At 63.0% G+C, this 17947-nt stretch carries 14 protein-coding genes; 6 read left to right on the forward strand and 8 right to left on the reverse strand.

Going from position 1 to position 17947, the window contains the following annotated elements; all coding sequences use genetic code 11:
- The first annotated feature begins 18 nt into the window (after nucleotides 1-18).
- Nucleotides 19-1002: a substrate-binding domain-containing protein gene (locus LB577_RS00750; protein WP_023766465.1), complete on the forward strand. Its 984-nt coding sequence runs from the start codon at nucleotides 19-21 to the stop codon at nucleotides 1000-1002.
- A 102-nt stretch (nucleotides 1003-1104) separates the two neighbouring features.
- Here the strand turns inward: LB577_RS00750 and LB577_RS00755 are convergent, their stop codons facing one another.
- Nucleotides 1105-3456: an endonuclease/exonuclease/phosphatase family protein gene (locus tag LB577_RS00755; protein ID WP_224685143.1), complete on the reverse strand. Its 2352-nt coding sequence runs from the start codon at nucleotides 3454-3456 to the stop codon at nucleotides 1105-1107.
- 131 nt (nucleotides 3457-3587) lie between these two features.
- Complete coding sequence (locus LB577_RS00760) at nucleotides 3588-4610, reverse strand: aminopeptidase (protein ID WP_224685144.1); 1023 nt, start codon at nucleotides 4608-4610, stop codon at nucleotides 3588-3590.
- 443 nt (nucleotides 4611-5053) lie between these two features.
- Between LB577_RS00760 and LB577_RS00765 the strand changes: the two genes are divergently transcribed.
- Nucleotides 5054-5959 (forward strand): hypothetical protein, encoded by a 906-nt coding sequence (locus LB577_RS00765; protein ID WP_224685145.1) that lies wholly within the window; start codon nucleotides 5054-5056, stop codon nucleotides 5957-5959.
- A gap of 104 nt (nucleotides 5960-6063) precedes the next feature.
- Here the strand turns inward: LB577_RS00765 and LB577_RS00770 are convergent, their stop codons facing one another.
- Nucleotides 6064-6501, reverse strand: a complete 438-nt coding sequence (locus LB577_RS00770; protein ID WP_224685230.1) for a hypothetical protein — start codon at nucleotides 6499-6501, stop codon at nucleotides 6064-6066.
- Here LB577_RS00770 and LB577_RS00775 point away from each other — a divergent pair.
- Nucleotides 6421-6741, forward strand: a complete 321-nt coding sequence (locus LB577_RS00775; protein WP_224685236.1) for a hypothetical protein — start codon at nucleotides 6421-6423, stop codon at nucleotides 6739-6741. The genes LB577_RS00770 and LB577_RS00775 overlap by 81 nt on opposite strands.
- 39 nt (nucleotides 6742-6780) lie before the next feature.
- On the opposite strand, the gene LB577_RS00780 is transcribed toward LB577_RS00775, so the two are convergent.
- Nucleotides 6781-12006 carry an autotransporter outer membrane beta-barrel domain-containing protein gene (locus LB577_RS00780; protein WP_224685146.1) on the reverse strand — a complete coding sequence of 1742 codons (5226 nt, stop codon included), beginning with the start codon at nucleotides 12004-12006 and terminating at the stop codon, nucleotides 6781-6783.
- 362 nt (nucleotides 12007-12368) lie between these two features.
- On the opposite strand from LB577_RS00780, the gene LB577_RS00785 reads away from it, so the two are divergent.
- The 3 genes from LB577_RS00785 to LB577_RS00795 are packed head-to-tail and all read left to right on the forward strand — an operon-like array spanning nucleotide 12369 to nucleotide 14500.
- On the forward strand, nucleotides 12369-13598 hold the full coding sequence (locus LB577_RS00785; RefSeq protein ID WP_224685147.1) for a pilus assembly protein TadG-related protein: 1230 nt from the start codon (nucleotides 12369-12371) through the stop codon (nucleotides 13596-13598).
- 7 nt (nucleotides 13599-13605) lie between these two features.
- Complete coding sequence (locus LB577_RS00790; protein ID WP_224685148.1) at nucleotides 13606-14046, forward strand: TadE/TadG family type IV pilus assembly protein; 441 nt, start codon at nucleotides 13606-13608, stop codon at nucleotides 14044-14046.
- A 13-nt stretch (nucleotides 14047-14059) separates the two neighbouring features.
- Nucleotides 14060-14500 (forward strand): TadE/TadG family type IV pilus assembly protein, encoded by a 441-nt coding sequence (locus LB577_RS00795; RefSeq protein WP_224685149.1) that lies wholly within the window; start codon nucleotides 14060-14062, stop codon nucleotides 14498-14500.
- A gap of 69 nt (nucleotides 14501-14569) precedes the next feature.
- On the opposite strand, the gene LB577_RS00800 is transcribed toward LB577_RS00795, so the two are convergent.
- The 4 genes from LB577_RS00800 to LB577_RS00815 are packed head-to-tail and all read right to left on the reverse strand — an operon-like array spanning nucleotide 14570 to nucleotide 17944.
- Nucleotides 14570-15505, reverse strand: coding sequence for a phosphatidate cytidylyltransferase (locus tag LB577_RS00800; RefSeq protein WP_224685150.1), 936 nt, complete (start codon nucleotides 15503-15505; stop codon nucleotides 14570-14572).
- Entirely contained in the window at nucleotides 15505-16167 is a 663-nt protein-coding gene (locus LB577_RS00805; RefSeq protein WP_224685151.1) for a lysophospholipid acyltransferase family protein, read from the reverse strand. Before LB577_RS00805 ends, LB577_RS00800 begins: the two co-directional genes overlap by 1 nt.
- Nucleotides 16164-16607 (reverse strand): hypothetical protein, encoded by a 444-nt coding sequence (locus LB577_RS00810; RefSeq protein ID WP_224685152.1) that lies wholly within the window; start codon nucleotides 16605-16607, stop codon nucleotides 16164-16166. Before LB577_RS00810 ends, LB577_RS00805 begins: the two co-directional genes overlap by 4 nt.
- Complete coding sequence (locus LB577_RS00815) at nucleotides 16604-17944, reverse strand: phosphatase PAP2/dual specificity phosphatase family protein (protein WP_224685153.1); 1341 nt, start codon at nucleotides 17942-17944, stop codon at nucleotides 16604-16606. Before LB577_RS00815 ends, LB577_RS00810 begins: the two co-directional genes overlap by 4 nt.
- Nucleotides 17945-17947 lie beyond the last annotated feature (3 nt).

A 17947-nucleotide genomic window follows, 5' to 3' on the forward strand; every position in this document is an offset into this window, starting at 1 on the left:
GACGAGGAGGAGAGAGTCATGAAAACCACAACACAAAGACGTGTGCTCAAGGCCGCGCTTCTGGCAGGCGCTGGCCTGTGCATTGCGGGAGCGGCGCAAGCCGCCGACCCGATGGTGAAAGCCTGCGCCAAGGACGGCCAGTTCATCATTGGCTTTTCGCAGGCGAACAATGCCGAACCCTACCGCCAGCACGTCAATGACGAGCTGACCGCGGCGGCCAAGGAAGTGCCGGGCTTTACCCTTCAGATCGCCGACGGCGCCGGCAATGTCAACACGCAGACCTCGCAGGTCGACAACTTCATCACCCAGAAGGTCGACATCCTGCTGATCTCGCCCTTCGAGGCGGCCCCGCTGACGCCGGCGGTCAAGCGCGCCATGGATGCCGGCATCCCGGTCATCGAACTTGACCGCAAGACGGTCGGCGACCCCGGCAAGGACTACACCGCCTTCATCGGCGGCGACAATTACAAGATCGCCATGGAAGCCGGCAAATACACCGCCAAGACCCTGCTGCCGGATGGCGGCGAGGCGGCGGTGCTGGAAGGCCTGCCGAGCTCGACGCCGGCTGTCGAACGCCTCAACGGCTTCAAGGACGGCGTGAAGGAGAACGCCAAGATCCAGGTCGTCGCCGAACAGGCCGCCGACTGGGTGCCGGACAAAGCGCAGACCGCCTTCGCCGCCATGCTGCAGGCGCATCCCGACATCAAGGTGCTCTATGCTTCCAACGACATGATGGCGGCCGGCGCGCTGCTCGCCGCCAAGGGTGCCGGCAAGGACGTCAAGATCATCGGCACCGATGGCCTGCCGGGGCCGGCCGGTGGCATCGAGGCCGTCGCCAAGGGTGACTGGGCGGCGACCTTCACCTATCCGACGGGCGCCAAGGAAGCGATCGAGATGTCGAAGAAGATCCTGCTCGATTGTGCGACCTCGGTGGAGCCGACGGTGACGGTGGAGACCACCGCGATCACGGCCGAGAACGCCAAGGCGCTGGCCGGGAAGTAGGGCAGGGCTCTACAATCGAAAGTGTCGCGACAAGGCCCCGCAAGGGGCCTTGTTTTTGAGAAATCGATCAATCGACAGGGACGCGGCTCGACCTCGGCTTTGCTACGGCGCGGCCGCCACGGGCTCGTTCCTGCGCATCGTCAGTTCGTAGTTGAGCCGGTAGCGGCCGCCCTCGAAATTCCAGATCAGCGGGGTGCGCACGCCGTCGATCGAGCTGGCGCCGGCCGGCAGGTCGGGAAAATCCCTGACGTGGCTGGGGTCGTCCCGGATGGTGTCCTGCTCGAACACCTTAAGTCCGGCATGGTCGACGAAGGTAAGGGTCGATCTGCCGAACCGCGTCGCCCAATCCTTCTGGTCGGCGGAGTCGTCGCAGTCGAACTCCACCTCGCCCGAAGCCGGAAAACGGATGGTGCGGCTGTCGATCGACAGCTGCGTGAAGATGTCGTCGGAGCCGAATTCCGGATTGGTCTCGTCCTCGCAGATCAGCGCCTTGATCTCGAGATTGCGCACCGTGGTCTGCATGGAGGCGCGCACCCGCACCGGCTGGTTTCCAGCCGCGGCCTGTTGGATGACCAGATAGCCATGCGTGCCGTCGCCCATGGCGTCGCTGACGATGCGGCTGCTGCCGGAGATAGCGATCGGCGGTTCGCCGCCATGCGGGTTGTCGAACTCCTCCAGCGTCGCCTTGTAGCCGTTCGGGTCGGGCAAGCCGTCGGCGGTCAGCGTGACGGTCTGGTCGGCGCCGCTGTCGGCCTCGCCGACGACGTCGAAACGGAACCAGGCTTCGTCCTGGCTGCCGAGCAGGCTGCCGGCTTCCGTGAGCGAGGCGAACTGCGGCGGCTCGCCAGGCTGCAGCGGGCAGGCCTCTTCCTTGGTCGCACAGGTGTGGCGGCGCACCAGCAGCGCATAATTGCCTCGCCAGTTGCGATCCTTGCCGGTGATGCGGATGAAGAACTCCTTGGGCAGCGCATAGGTGTGGACGGTGAAGGTTTGCTCGCCGTCGTGGACCGTCCTGGTGTCGCCGTAATAGCTGGAGATCGGCGTCGTCATGTTGGACGGCTGGTAGATGTCGATGTTGACGCCCGGATTGTCGGCGCCGATCGAATAGCTGCCCGCATCCTGACGCACGACGTGGAACCACTGCATCGAACCCGGGAAGCGGATCTGGGTGACGTCCTGGCCGTTCCTGAAATCGATCACCTCCTCGGCCTGCGGCTTGCCGTCGGGCCCCTTCTTCGGTTTCAGGTCGACTTGGTAGGCGATGCCCGGATGGCAGAAATTGTTGCCGAGATTGAGGTCGGCGGTCAAAAGATTGTGGTCGCTCTCGAGGTTGACGAAATCGACCGGGATGGTGACATGCTGGACGCAGATCGGCCCTTCGACGCCGCCGCTCAGATATGGCTGCGGCGCGGCGAGGATATAATCGTAGCGTTCGCCGTCGATGTAGTTGGAGATGCCGGGGTCGGCGCGGTTGGTCGCCGCCCAGCTGTCATAGTGCTTGGATGTCCAGTATTTGCCGGGACTGGCGAAGCGGCGCGCCCATTCGCCCATCGGCTGGTGGAACACCGGCACGTTGAGGTCGCCCATCACCAGCACCCGTTCGCGCTTTCGCTGCGCGGCCGTCAGCGGCGACAGCGTCGTCTCGATCAGCTTCTGGACCTGGTCGAACTGCGCATCGCGGGCGTCGGCGTGAAGCTCGGGCGGGCTCTTGTCGAAATAGTCGGCCTGGGCATGGGTGAAGACGACCGTGTAATTGCTTTGCGAGGGCTGGTGGAGCAGCCGCACGATCGCCGCGCCCTTGCCGGACAGGCAGTCGACGCCGCCGCAATGATCGTAGAGCGTGAAGCCGACCTCGTCGGTCGCGGCATCCAGCGTCTCGCCATCGTTCTTGCCCCATTTGAAGCTGCCGTCGGGCAGCGGCAGGAACTTGAAGTCCTTCTTGGCGAAGAACATCAGGCCGCTGTCCTCGCCGTCGATCTTCTCGATCGGCTCGCCATAGATGGCGACGGCCGCCGCCGGATCGAGGCTGGTGATGGCATCGACGATGGCCTGCGGCCGCACCTTCAAGAGCGCGGCGTCGATCTTGCGCACGAAGTTCGGATAGACCGGCGTCAGCCTGTCGATGAGGATCTGCTTGGCGTCCTCGTCCCAGGCCTCGTTGATGACGATGATGTCGAAGCGGTCGGTGTCCTTGAGAATGGTCTCGGCGAGATGCTTGGCCTGTTTTTCAGTCTGGCCGTGGATCTGGATGAGGCAATCGGCGAAGTTCGGATTGGCGCATTTGAAGATCGGCGACAGCAGATAGGCGTTGAAGGTGGCGACGCGCACCGTTTCCACTTCCTGGCCGCTCGCGCCGATCGGCTCGGCAAGAAGCGTAACAGCAAAGATCGCCAACCCGGCCAGGACTCTGCCCAGCCAGGACCCGCAAGCAACCTCCAGCAACCGACCGCCCATCTTTGCCCCCCCCGCGCTCACGTGACGTAACCCTGCTCACCCAATGAAACTATGACAAAGACAACCGTCCAGACCATGAAGCGCTTCACATTGCCCTGCGGGTCAGGCTTGCGCGGCCTTGCTCGCCAATGTCAGTTACAGGCAGCCGCGGTCTTCAGAGCCTGGGCTCGGGAAGGTGCGGGCAGATCCCCGATCCGGCGAACGGCGGCATAAAACCTTGGATAGTCGCCGGAACACAAATCGAACAGGCGAAGAAATGCCGGAACCTGTTCGCCGTAGACAGCGGTCGCGGCGAGCTTGGCGTTGTTGATCGGGGCGGCGAACCAGGCATCGTATCCCCGATATCCGGCCCATTGCTTGTCGCGCATCCGCCGGTAGCGCACCCGCAGCCTGTCGATCGTGGCTGCCTTGGCAGCCGCCATCTTCTCCGGGGTCCGGGGACTTCCATAGACTTGGCCCAACTCGTCCCGCGTTTTCGCGATCAGTCCGAGAAAATCGGCGCTACGCTTTCGATTGGCTTCGTAGCGGCGCAACCCGGCGCGGTTGCCGGTGGCGCGCAGCCATTTCCGCACGCCGCTGGTTTCGACGGAGACCGCGAAAGCCTCGTTGAACGCGGAGTCGCCGTCGACATAGATTTTCTGATGCGCCAGCTCGTGAAAGACAAGGCTGGCGAGATAGGTGTCGTCCTGGCGCAGCATGGTGCTGAGCAGCGGGTCGCTGAACCAGCCCAGCGTGGAATATGCGGTGACGCCCGAGACGTAAACGTCGAGCCCCCGTCGCTGCAGTTCGACAGCACTTTCAGCCGCGGATTTCCGCGAAAAATAGCCCCGGTACGGAACGCAGCCGAAGACCGGAAAACACCATGTAATTGGCGTGAGCGAGAATTGCGGCGCGGCAAAAACCGCATACGTCACATCGTCCCGGCCGATGTCGACATAACTGCGGTAGCTGCCGTTTTCGGGCAGCGCCAGTTCATCCGTGGCAAAGCGACGTATGGCGCTCGCCGACGTCAGCTTGGTGCGCAATGCCTCCGGCGTCGAAGGATCGCGGATCAGCCTCCCGACATTTTTCCGCGCCGCCATGATCCGCACATGGCCCTCCACCGACTGCGCATAATAGGAAACGCTGGTGCACCCGGCCAAGCCGGACGCCATGATCACAGCGGCAAGCCATCGAAAAACCCGCTTCCTGCCCACCGCCTGCTTGTCTCCCGAGCAAATGACCCATTTGCCCTCATGTCTCAAACAGGCGCGCCGATTTTCGTCAAGGGCTGGTGGGGGTAGCAGGGGCGGACTTTAGTGGGATTGGCGAGGCGGCTGTTCGCGTATGAAGAGTGCCGGCAACTGTAAATCGAAACTCGAATTACACAAAATGGTAATAAAAAGAGAGAGATACCCTCAATCGCGCCTAGGCCTTAAGCTGTTAGATATCGTCCTTGCTAGTTACTCAAGGCGGCGACTGTATTAGATCTAAACCTCGGGAAATATTTTACCTTTACTTACGACAATGTCTTAACTTAATCGCAGCTATGCTACCGAGTCTACAGAGGGATAGCGAAGCGAAGAACGCGTCAAATCTTAAAGCGGCGGAGAGTCGCATGATGTCAAACGCCACGCTTGGCCTTGTCGATTTTGTGCGCGCTGATCTGAAGCAGTCAGCGGTCTGCCATTGGCGATCGATTTTGTTGCGGTCCGCGGTTCGCGCCGACGCGGTTGTTGGTTCTTGGATCGCCAACAACGGCTGTCAGCGCGATTTCCACCGACGCATTCGAGACAGAGCTTTCCAGATTTCAGTCTTAAGCTTGGTGACCTGGCTTGCCCCCCTCGACGTCGCAATGTCCGCATCCCTGAACTATCTGCGGGGGTGCGAATTCGTCAAAGGCAGTGCTGACACGAGGCAAGTCGTCATCGCGAGCTCTGACAAGTCCGCCGCCCCGGTACAAATTACCTACCCGGGATCGTATCTGGCGTTTCCTTTTCCCGCCGGACCTAGAGCTCAAACAGTCCAGAGCGGTGAGAACTTCTTGATGCTAATGGACGGACGGCCTCTACCTTGGGTGGATCGCCACACAGCGAAAGGGGCGCCAATCGCACCGTGGAAGTTGCCTCCGAGGGTGAGATTCCTCCTCTATCATCGCTACAGCGTCAAAGATGTCCTGGCGATACGGGTACGAACCGCGATGGGCCTCGGGTGGTCGCGCGAGATGCCGCCGCTACAAACGCAACCCAGCAACATTGACGGGCTAGTCGAGGTCACGAACGAGAAGATTCCAGCGTATCAGAATATGACCCTCTTTACGAACGCTGCGGAAGGCGATCGCCCCGACGAAATCGAATGCATCAAGGGTGACAGCGTACGATTCCCTCAGTGTATTCATGAGTTTGACTACAATAACATAAATATTAAAGCATCTTACTCGTATGATCTGCTTGGTGAGTGGCGCTCAATACGACAACTACTAACTACATTTCTTAGTTGCACTTACTCAGAATATAACCCTTGAAAAAGCTGGAGGCCGCGTTAGACGGGACTTTCTCAAATCAGATTGATGCCTTAGCCCTTTATGCAAATGGTGCATGCCGCCTATCTTCTCGAAATTCCAGACCGTCATACCCGTAACACGCAAAGCCCTGGTAGGGGCCTTGTTTGTTTTGGGGGTGGCCTGCCGGAGAATGGCAGCTTCGCGCGCCGTTTTGGTCGGTGCGCAGGCTCAAGCTGCACGGGCGATGATGGTAGGAACAATATCCGTGTTCTGAGCACCTTGATGCGCCATCCCGACCGCCCTTCTTGGACGATCAGAAGCAATATGCCCTTCCTGATCCCGACCGGGGTTCCGTCCGGAGCAGATGCTCCCGTTAGGGTCCAACTGTAGTGAATGGAAGCAAGCCCCTGAGCCAATTCCACAACCGACGAGACATCGCCTTCCAGGCGGCTATCCCGAAACATGGTCTCGTGAGTGGCTCGGTGCGCAGCTTCGATTTCGGACCGGTTCTTCCACCAAACACCTACGACGTTGAAAGCGAACAGAGATGCGAACTCATCCATGTCATGCCGGTTCCAAGCGTTCGCAAAAGCGGCAGCGACATGCTCGGGCTTGCTGTTCGTTACGCTCATGACCCCACGCCTCCTGCATACTTCCGCCAGCCATACAGGAGCCGGAAACCGGATGCGACCACGGCAAAAGTCAAATTTCAACTGAAACGCGGCATCGGATGCGGGATGCTGCTCGGCTTTCTCCGTGGTGACAACGGTCGGGTCGATCATGGCCGCCACGCGGCATACTGAGCGGCAGGTTCCGCAACGGACCTAACGGCCGTGGGCTTTCTACCACTTGACCCGCAAACCGAGCGAACCCGTCAGTGCATGACTGTCACCGAAGTTCTCCAACCCCGTGCGGGCGACAGCTTCGCCAAAGACGGAGAACTTGTCGTCGGCCCAGTTGATCGTGCCGCCGATGCCGAGACCGCCCCAGAGCTTGTCGTTTCGGCTTGAGAGGCTGCTGCCGGCCAGGTCGACCGACGAGCCGTCCTCGAAGTCGTAATAGAGGTTGGCGATCGTGTAGACATTCGTGTGCCCGGTGCGGCCCGCCCGGTCCTGCCACTGCGACTGGTGGTCGAGCGACAGGCCGAGACGGCCAAGCAGGCTGTCATTGCTGCCGGGAGTAACCCTCGCACCAAAGGCGTCGGTGAACGCGTCGAGGTCGACGGACGACCAGGCAAGCTGCGCTTGCGGCGTCAGCGACCAGCTCGGGTCGAGCATGATGCGCTTGCCCGCTTCGACGCCGAGCGCATAGCCGACGCCATTGCTGCCGTCGACCAGCCGCTGTCCGGCGGTCGCCGAGTCGAGATCGCTGTCATACCAGATCACCTGCGCCTGGCTGTCGAGGTAGAACCCTTCCGCACCATACCACGTCAGCGAGCCGGAAACGCCGGTGCCGGTGCTGTCGATCGACCCGCTGCCGAATAGCGACGAGACGTCGGCTGATACGGTGCCGTACTGGAAAGCGACACCGCCGATGAGCTGGCCGGCGGCGCTGTCGGAAAGCAGCATGTCTGCGCCAGTCTGAAGCTTCCAGGTCGAAGTGTCGTAAGTCGTCCCGGTTGTGGAGTTTTCCGGATCGTAGGAGCCGCTGGTGCCCTCGATCCTGCCCCACAGGCCGATGCCTGCCTCGGCCCTCACATCGTCGGAAACCCCGTCGGCGCCCTGCGCTTCGACGGTCCACGACCGGTTGCCGAGCCGCTGCTGCAGAGTACCCAATTGGTTGAAGGTCTGCAATGCACCCGCATAAGCCTCGTACAGCGGTGCGCCGGCCTGATAGAGCGGCGTTCCGGGTCCACCGCCATCGATCAGGGCGGAACGCAGATACCAGTCGCCGTCGCCGGGTGTGCTCGTGCCGCCCTGGTAGAGCCGGTAGGCATAGGCGCCGCCGACCACCGCCTGATCGCCTTCGAAGGTGTAGTTGCCCTTGAGCGAGAAGCTGCCATTCGAGACGCCGCCGACATCGACGATCTTGATGCCTTCGACCGTCTGCGCGCCGCCGCCGCCGAGATTGACAATTTGGAGCGTGCCCGTGCCTGACGTGCCCCCGGCGATAACCAGCATGTTGGTCGCCGAGTTGTCGGCACCCAGGGCGGTGCCGATGAGAATGTTGCCGCCACTGCCGACATAGTCGCCGCTGACGGTCAGCTTGCTTCCGAGGCTGCCGGCGATGCCTACCGTTCCCGCGTTGGTCAGCCCTGCGATCGTCTGCGAGGTGCCGGCGAGATCGAGCGTCGCGCCCGCCGCGACCGAGAATTGCGAGGCGGAACTGAACGCGTTGGCCGCGCCCGCGGCGAGCGTGCCGCCATTGACCAAAGTGGCGCCGGCGAAAGCCGAGTTGTCCGAGGTCAGAACCACTGTCCCCAAGCCGACTTTGACGAACGTGCCGGCGCCCGAGAGCGCGCCGGCATAGCTCGCATTGGCTGTTTGGTCGAAGGTGAACGAGGCGCCGGCGCCGATCGAGACATCGCCGCCGAAGCGCTCGGCCGCCGCGACGAGGCCGCCTTGGTCGATGGTCCAGTCCAGCAGCGACGTGCCTGAAAGCGTCAGCGTGCCGGCGCCGTCCTTCACCATCGCGCCGGTGCCGGAAATATCGCCGGCAAAGCTGGCGTCCGCCGCCTGGTCGAAGACGACCGTCCCTGCATTGCCGATGTCGCCACGGATCGAAGCGGCATTGCCGACCAGCGTGCCAGCCCCCACCAGCGTGTTGCCGCCATAGCTGTTGGTTCCCGTCAGCGTCAGCGTGCCGGCGCCGGTCTTGGCAAGGCTGCCGGCGCCCGAGATCGCGCCGGACAAGGTGAGGTCGGCCACGGTGTCGAATGTGCCTCCGGCCGCCGAAAGTATGACACCGCGCGCGGAGCCGAAGGCCGCCGTATTGCGCAGCGTGCCGCCTGACAGGGTGAGGGCGCCAGCGGCGGCGCCCAGATTGTTGTCGGCCGCAACCGAAAGCACGCCGCCCAACACCGTCGTGCCGCCGGTGTAGGTGTTGGCGCCCGACAGCACCAGCGTGCCCGCATCGGTCTTGGTCAGGCTGCTGGCCCCGGTCAGCACCGAGGCGATGGTGGCTGTATAGCCCGCGCCGGCCACCGTGCCGTCGCCGACCCGGATGATGCTCTCGCCGCCGGCGCCGGCCAGTGTGACCGGATCGCCCTCGATGCGGTAGCCATCGGCGGCGAACTGCATTCCGGTGACCTCCAGCGCGCCGGCACTGTCGTCGGCGACGACGGTGCCGCCGAGCGTCTGGAAGACGGCAAAGCCGGGTTGCGGTTTCATGGCTCCGTTCACCAGGCCGGTGCTGGTCGTCCAATTTGGGCTCGTCGCCGTCCAGGTGCCGTTGCCGCCATCGACCAGATCGTTGTTGGCATTGCCGGCTGCGTCGCCGTCCCAAAACCACAAATCGGTGCCGACGCTGCTGATCAGATTGACCTGCTTGTCGACCGAGGTCTGCACCGTCAGGTCGGCGGCCGTGACGCCGACCGGCAAATTGCCGAGTTCGAGACCGTGGTCGGTGAGCGCGCCGCCATAATTGATCAGCCGGTAGACGCCGGGCCCGAAGCCACCGACATCGGTGATGTTGAGGCTGCCGTCCAGCGTCAGCGCGCCGGTCACCTCGATCAGGTCGTTGACACCGCCGCCGACAATGCCGGCCTGGCCAAGCTCGTAGTCGAGGATCGAGCCGGAGCTCAGGCTGAGCGACCCGACCGTAAGCGTGCCCGGGCTGGACCCTGGCGCCAGGACGCCGCCGTCGGCGACGATCACCGCGCCGCCGATCGAGCCGGAGCCGCCCAGCGTTCCGCCGCTGTTGACCGTCGTTTCGGTGTTGCCGAGCGAACCCTCGACGACGAGCTTGCCGGCGTCGACGGTGGTGCGGCCGGAATAGGTGCTGTCGCCGTTGAGCACCACGGTGCCGGCGCCCTCCTTGTAGACGCCGCCCACGCCGCTCAGTTCGCCGTTCGCGGTCAGTGTCGTGCCCGTCGCCGTGCGGAAGAAACCAGAGGCGGACGCGAGGCTGATATCGCGGCTCATGGCAAAGGTTGCCGTGGTGCCGAGTTCTCCGCCGTCGAGTGTCAACAGGCCTGTCGCGGCGCCCAGATTCTGGTCCGACGCGACCGAAATGCTTTTGCCCACCCCGACTTTGGTGCCGCCGCTGTGCGTGTTGACGCCGGTAAGCTTCAGCGTGCCCACGCCTTCGATATCGAGGCTGCCCGAGCCGGAGATGTTTCCGCCGAAGCTGTTGGGCCCGAGGTCGAGAAACGAGACCGCGCCGTTGTTCAGGATGTCGCCACGGATGGCCACGGTGTTGCCGGCGAGCGTACCGGCATTGACGATGTTGCCGCCCGTGTAATTGTTGGAAAAACTGGTGAGATTGAGCGTGCCGGTGCCATTCTTGATCAGCGTGCCGACACCGGTCACTTTGCCAGTGACATCGAGCTGCGTGCCCGCGGCTGTATCGAATCCGCCATCGCCATTGAGCTGGATAACACGGGCAGTGGAAAAGCTGGCGGTCGTGCGCAACGTGCCGCCGCCGAAGCTGAGATTGCCGGAGGCGGCGCCAAGATTGCTGTCGCCGGCCACTTGAAGCGTGCCGGCGTTGATCATCGTGCCGCCGCTATAGGTGTTGACGCCAGTGAGGATCGTCGTTCCGCTGCCGATCTGGCTGACCGAGCCCGTGCCGCTGATGATACCGTCAAATGTCAACGCGTCGCTTCGGTCGAAGGCAAGCGTGCCGGCGTTGGTGACGTCGCCGATGATCGAGCCGCTGGTGCCGCCATTGCCCAGTTGCAGCGTGCCTTGCTGGATATCCCAGTTGGTGGTGGCCGTGCCGGTTCCCGTCAGCGTCCAGGTGCTGGCGCCCGTCTTCTGGAAGGTGTCGAAATTCCGGTATTGCGCCGCTGCGCCGATGGCCGAGACATCGAAACTACCATCAGCCGTGCCGCCAAGGCGCAAGATATCGTTGGCGCCGAGCGCGCTGCCGACGACATTCCCCTGGATGACCGACGCGGCCCATAGCTCCAGTGTGGCCCTGCTCGTCGCCGTCGCGCCGAACTGGATTGCGTCGGTCTGGCCGATTCCGGCCTTGATGAGACCGCTGTTGACGACGGCCAGGTTCGTTGTGCCGTTGCTGTCGATCGCCGCCGCGCCGTTGCCGCCTGCCAACTGCCCCGTATTGGCGATGTATTGCAACTGGCTTCCGCGGCCCCGGATGGCGACGTTGCCCACATTGACGCCGGTCAGGTCCGAGCCGCCGGTAATCGTGCCGTTGTTGACCACGGTGGCAGCACCGGCAAAGCCGTTCAGATAAACGCCCATGCCGGCGCCGGCGCCCTGGCTGTTGCCACCTTGCACGGTGCTGTTGTTGATGAACGTCCCGCCATTGTTGAGCGATACGCCAGCTGCTGCGTTGAGCCCGCTGCCTGTGTACGCCAGACTGGTACCACCACTGATCGCGCCGTTGTTGACCAGGTCCGCACCGCTGCCCACTGCGACGCCTATGCCGCCTGACTGTCCGCTGACACTTGCCGTTCCGCCCGTGACCGAACCATTGTTCACGACTTGGCCGCTGCTTCCGGCCTGGCTGTTCACGAAAAGGCCAGTTCCAGGTACGATTGAGCCTGATGAGCCGCCGCCCACAAGAGTGCCGGTGATGGTCAGGGAGCCGGCTCCGGGGAAGGCGCCGGAAAAGGTAACACTGCCCGACGTAGGAGGCGCGGCAATCCCGGACAGAACGAAGCTCTGCGTGTCGATCGTTAGTGCCTTGGTGGGCATCGGCATGGCCGTGGGCGACACCGCGAAGCTGGCCGTCAGCGTGATCGTCGCGTTGGGATCAGGATCGGCGTTCGCGGCTGTAATCGCGGCGCGAAGCGAGGCATCGCTGTTGGCGACGTAGTTGCCCGCCATCGCCTGGCGCGGCGCCATCCCGGCGGCGACCAGCGCTGCCAGGGAAGCCCCCGCCCAAAACCGCCCGCGCGCTACGGCCAAAACCCCGCCGCGCACGTGAATCCGTTCCGCCATGCCTTCGTCCCCTGATTCCTGATGCACCGAACGCAGCATGAATGCTACCGCCCGGCAATCCATCTATAGTCCAGAGGACTACCAAAACGCTAAGGATGTTGTGCGACTGCAACTATATAACGGAGGCAGATAAATTTATATTTGTAATATCTAAATTAGCTTATCAAACTATACAGAGGGGCGCTCGTGCCGTTAACAGCCGGTAAACCATCCGCGGCGCCCGCGCCGAGGATTTATTGTTCGCGAGAAATTTACGTGCACCGATCAATCAAGGCCGGCTTGAATCAAATCGAAGCCGCGACAAAAAATGAACGGAACTTTTTAGCCATTCCTTTACATATGCGTGCTTTCTAATTTACGTTATGGCCTGCGATTGCTTCACCCGAATTCGGCGCATGGCGACCGCTCTATGCCGGAGCAAGAGTGCAAACGTCGCCACCATCTTCGCGCTTACCCTGCCGATCGTCGTCGGTGCGGCGGGTTTTGGGGTGGAAACCTCCTACTGGTATTATAACAGCCTAAGATTGCAGGCCACGGCGGATGCCGCGGCCTATGCCGGCGCGCTGGAGCAAATTTCGGGTTCCGACAAGCCGACAATCATCGCGGCGGCGACCCAGTCGGCCGCGACGAATGGGCTCGGCTCGGGCACGATCGTCGTCAATACGCCGCCCGTGTCTGGGCCGAACACGGCCAAGAAGGCGGTCGAGGTCATCGTCGGGCAGAACCTCGACCGCATTTTCACGTCGATTTTCACGCAAGACAAGGTTCCGGAGCACGCGAGGGCCGTGGCGCTCATCACCGATGCCTCGAGCGCCTGCATGCTCGCGCTCGATCCGTCTGCTCCGCAGGCGGTGCTGTTTTCAGGCAATACGACCGTGAAGGTCACCGGCTGCTCGGTTATGTCGAATTCGATCGCTTCCGACGCCATCAAGCTTCAGGGCTCGGCCGGCCTCCAGGCGGATTGCCTGATAACGGCGGGCGGTGTTTCTCTCAGCAACCCCGTCACCACGGTCTGCGCCGCGCCGATCACCCAGGCGCTGCCCGCCGCCGACCCATATGCCGGCTTGCCGGCACCGGCGGCCTCGAACCCCTGCCAGAACGCCAACAAACCGACATTAGGGCCGGGTACGTACTGTAATGGACTCAGTCTTAGCGGCAATGTCACGCTTCAGCCCGGCGTCTATGTCATCCAGGGCGGCGATTTCAAAGTGAATGCGAACGCCAATATCTCCGGCGATGGCGTTACCATTTACGTTGCCGGTGCATCGCGTGTGTCGATGAACGGCAACGCCACCGTCACGTTAAGCGCACCGACATCCGGCACCTATTCGGGCGTGCTGATGTATGGTGACAGGACGGGTACCGGTGGACAGAGCACCTTCAACGGCACGGCGTCGTCGCTGCTGACGGGCGCGCTATATTTCCCCAAGCAACAGGTCAACTATCTCGGCAATTTCTCGGGCAAGAACGGTTGCACCCGGGTTGTTGCGGATATGATCCAGTGGTCCGGCAACTCAACCATCAACCAGGATTGCAAGAGCCTGGGAATAGACAACATTCCAGCCGCGCCCTCCGTGGCGCTGGTCGAGTAGCCCGTCCATGGAACGACCACCAGTGCCGATCCTGAGTGACGATACGGGTGTTGCCGCGGTCGAGTTCGCGTTGGTGCTCCCCTTGCTGTGCGTAGCACTGCTAGGAATCCTGGACGGCTGGTCCTATATGACCAGCTCGCTGTCGATGCGCGCCGGCGTGAAGACGGCCGCCAACTTGATCATGGAAGGATCGGCCAGCGATACCGTGACCCAAGCGGTTGCCATTGCGAGCTGGGAGCATAGGCCGCCGGACGGCCAGGTCACGCTAAGCCGGATTTACATGTGCGGAACCACCGTGGTCGACGCCTCCGCCTTGTGCAGCGGGCCGAAGGTGCCGTCGATCTATGTTCAGATCCAGGCATCCGCGACCTGGGTGCCGCCCGTCACCTTCGGCGTCTTTTCCGCTTCCAGCACCATTGGCCACCTCGAGGTGATCCGTGTCCGCTAGGGCAATACAGGGAGTGCGTGGCGGTTTTCCGTTTGGAGCCGCTTCAAAACAAGGCGCTGAGGCAAACGCATTCAGCCGGGATCGGTCGGGCGGGGCTGGGTTGGAATTCGCGCTCATCGCGCCTTTTCTCATCATGTTGCTGTTCGGCATCTTCGCCTTCGGTTGGTCGATGAACTCCGTCTCTAGCGTTCGGTATACGCTCGAGACATCGTCACGCTCGCTGCAACTTCAGAACAATTTGACGCAGGCCGACATCCAATCGATCGCGACGCAGAAGCTACAGGCCCTGGGCCTGAAGGATGTGAACGTCACGATCCTCATCGACCCGGCGAGCGGCGGCTTTCGCATGGCGCATCTGACCGCCACCTATGCCTTCGTAATCGATTTCCCATACTTCAGCGCCTTTCCCATCAACTACGCGACAACCGTTACCGTGCCGCTGGTCGGCAGTTAGCCGGCGGTCAGCCGGTATGCGCTTTGGGTGGAGGTCCGGAACCAGTTCTGAGGGCCGGCGTTTGTCGGCTCAGAGTGTCCATAAATAGCGCACGATGTGAAAGAAGATCGGGGCCGCGAAGATCAGGCTGTCGGTGCGGTCCATCATGCCGCCATGGCCTTCGATGAGATGGCCCCAGTCCTTGACGCCCTGGTCGCGCTTGATGGCCGAGGCGACCAGCCCGCCCAGAAACCCCATTGAACAGGCGACGAAGGCCACACACGCCGCCTGCAGCGGCGAGAACGGCGTCACGAAGGACAAGAGCGCGCCGAGCAGGCTCGCCGACACCACTCCGCCGATCAGGCCTTCCCAGGTTTTCGACGGCGAGACGGTCGGCGAGAAACGGTGTTTTCCGAACAGCTTGCCGAAGATGTATTGCAGCACGTCGCTGCCTTGCACGACGATGATGAGAAAGGCGATCAGCAGCAGATTGCGGCCTTCGAAGCCGGGCACATCGAGTGTCAGCAACGCTGGAACATGGCTGACGCAATAGACCGAGATCATGACAGCCCATTGCTGCGCGGCGATCCGCTCGAGAAAGCGTTCGGTGTCGCCGTGCAGCGCGGTAATGGCCGGCATCAGCAGGAAGCAATAAACCGGAATGAAAATGACGAAGAGCCCGTACCAGGCGGTCCACACCAGCCAGTATTGAACCGGTATGATGATGCCGAACATGCCAAGCAGCACCCAATGGTCGCTGCGGCTTGTGTGCGTCAGCGTGACGAATTCGCGCAGCGACGCGAAGGAAATCAGCGCGAACAGGATGGTCATGCCGTAGCGGCCGAAGAAGAAGGCGACCGTCATCAGCGCCACCATCACCCACCACGCGTTGATGCGTTGGGTCAGATTGATCAGCGTCGAACTGAGCGGCTTCGGCGCTCGCGCCGACAGCATGGCGGCGACGATGCTGGCGGTCGTCAGCACCACCAGCAGGCCGATGATCAAAATCGAGATGTCGTGGCGCATCATTTGTCTCGCTCGGGGCGCGGGTTGAGCGCCAGGAGCGTGGCGTGGGCTCGGTCGAGAAAGGCACGGCGCTCTTCGCCCGGAGCCACCGTCACCGGCGCGCCGAAGACGACGCGGCACAGAAGCGGAACCGGCAGGAACTGGCCCTTGGGCAGCACGCGCGACATGTTCTCGATCCAGCACGGGATCAGCTCGACGGCAGGCCGCGCCATCGACAAATTGTAGAGCCCGGAGCGGAAGGCCAGCAGCGGCTCCTCGGTCATGTTGCGGGTGCCTTCGGGAAACAGGATCAGCGAGTGGCCCTGGTCGAGGACCGACAGCATGATCTCGATCGGGTTTTCCTCGGGCTTCGTCCATTGCCGGTTGATGAGCACGGACGACAGCATGTCTTCGGCGATGAAGCGGCGCAGCCGCGATTTTCCCCAATACTCGCCCGCCGCCACGGCATGGGTGATCGCGCGCTCCTTTTCGCTCAGGCACGCGGACAAGAGGATGAAGTCGCCATGGCTGGTGTGATTGGCGAAATAGATGCGCTGCCGGTCCGACGGCAGGCTGCCGTTCCAGATCGGGCGCACCCCGGTCACCGCCCAGGCCAGCGCCGAGAGGCCGACGGAGGTTACCGTCTGCAGCAGGGTAAAAGTCTTCAGCGCAAGCCTGCTCATCGCGGCGCCCAGAATCCCGCCGCCAAAAGCATCGCCACGAACAGGCCAAGGGCTGCGCGCTGCCTGGTCAGCAACCGGCGCGTACCGGCCATGCGCTCGTCGAGCGAACGTGTAGAGGGCGGCAGCCGCTTCAGGCGCATGCCTGCAAGGATGTCGTCCACAGCAGCGCCGCCGGAAGTCTCATCGTCATGGCTGGCCATCAGCCGGAACAGCAGCGCGTCGAATGCCAGCAGCGCCGACAGCGCCAGCACGGCAACCGCGCTCGCGGCGGCGAGCGACAGCGCGACGGCTGCAGGCCAGGTCTCGAAGGCGCCGCGCGCTGAAGCGGCCAGGGGCGCCAGCACGTTTGCGGCCACCACGAGTGCGGCCGGCCACGCGGCCTGCCGCATCAGCATGCCGGCGAGGCGGTCGGTGCTTTCCCGATAGGCACTGCCGGTCATGATGCCGCCCGCTGCACGGCCTCGGCAAGATGAACCGGCCGGCCGGCGGCCGTCAGCATCTCGCGAGCCAGGGCCGGCGTCTTGGCCCTGCCTGTCGCGACCAGCCATTCGGCGACAACGCCGGCGCTGCGCTGGAAGCCGAGCGCACAGCAGACAAGCACCGTACCGTTGCGGCGCGCTTTCTCCAGCGCGCCGGCTGCTTGTTGCTGCATCATTGCGTGCGGCTGCAACAGGTCGACCATCGGAAAGCTGATCCAGCGGCAAATCGCTCCCGCCGGCCTTTCCAGTTCGGCGGCGAGGTCGATGACCGTGCCGAGGCCGTTGGCCTCGCTTGCGGTGGGAAAGCGTCCGAGAAAGACGCCGTCGGCGACCTCCGCCTGCGCAGCAAGATCCCGTGTCCAGGCCCATATGTTTGTCCTGGCGCCAAGGCGGTAGGGCAGGAGCAGGATGCGGCTTGCGAGGGCGACGCCGCCATCGGCGGATTTCTGGAACACTTTTGAGCCGGCCCCGGCATAGGCGAGGGCGACGATGACCAGTGCCAAAGTCGGCCAAAGCAGGAAGAGCGCGACGGCTGAAACGGACGCACCGAACACGGCGCCCGCCAGCGCAAGGACGGCGCCCAGCGCATAGAACCGCGCCAGCCGGCGGGCTTTCGCATCGCGGGTCAACCGGAAGTCTGAAATCGGCAATTCGCCGCTGCGCGGAAACAGCCAGAGCGCGAAAAATCCGAGCAGCGCGCCGGTCGGGATGTCGATGAAATGATGCTGCCATGTCGTCAGCACCGAGGCGCCGATCAGGAAGCACCAGCCATGCCAGAACGGCAGGAGAAGGCCGCCGAGCCGGTGGCGCCAATGGTCCCAGATGATCACCAGCAGGGCGATGTGCAACGAGGGCGCCTGGTTGAACGGTTTGTCGAAACCGCCAAGCACGGCAAACATGAAGCCCGGCAGGCCGGTCGTTTGCGGCCGCACGAATGTCGCCGACAGCGGGAACAGGATGAAGCAGGCGACGGCCACGATTTGCGCGGTGAGTAAGCGGCCAGCCAGGCGGTCGACCCCTTGCCTGCTATCGTTGAGCAGCAGCGACAGGCCATAGAACAGGTTGATCGACCAGTAGGGCACTATGGTCCAGGCGACGAACGGGATGTTGTGTTCCCAGGAGAACACGATGCTGCCGACATCGTCGCGCCGCGACGCCAGCGAGTTGGCGAAGCCATAGGTCAGGTAGAAGAACGGCGCCAGGAACGCCAGCCACAACGCGGCCCTGACCACCACCCGGCTATAGGGTTCAGCGGCTGCGGCAGGTGCGGATTGCGAAGCTTCAGGGTCAGTGGGCATGCC

Origin of the sequence: Mesorhizobium sp. B283B1A, from assembly GCF_020165735.1 — a bacterium.
Taxonomy (GTDB): Bacteria; Pseudomonadota; Alphaproteobacteria; order Rhizobiales; family Rhizobiaceae; genus Mesorhizobium; species Mesorhizobium opportunistum.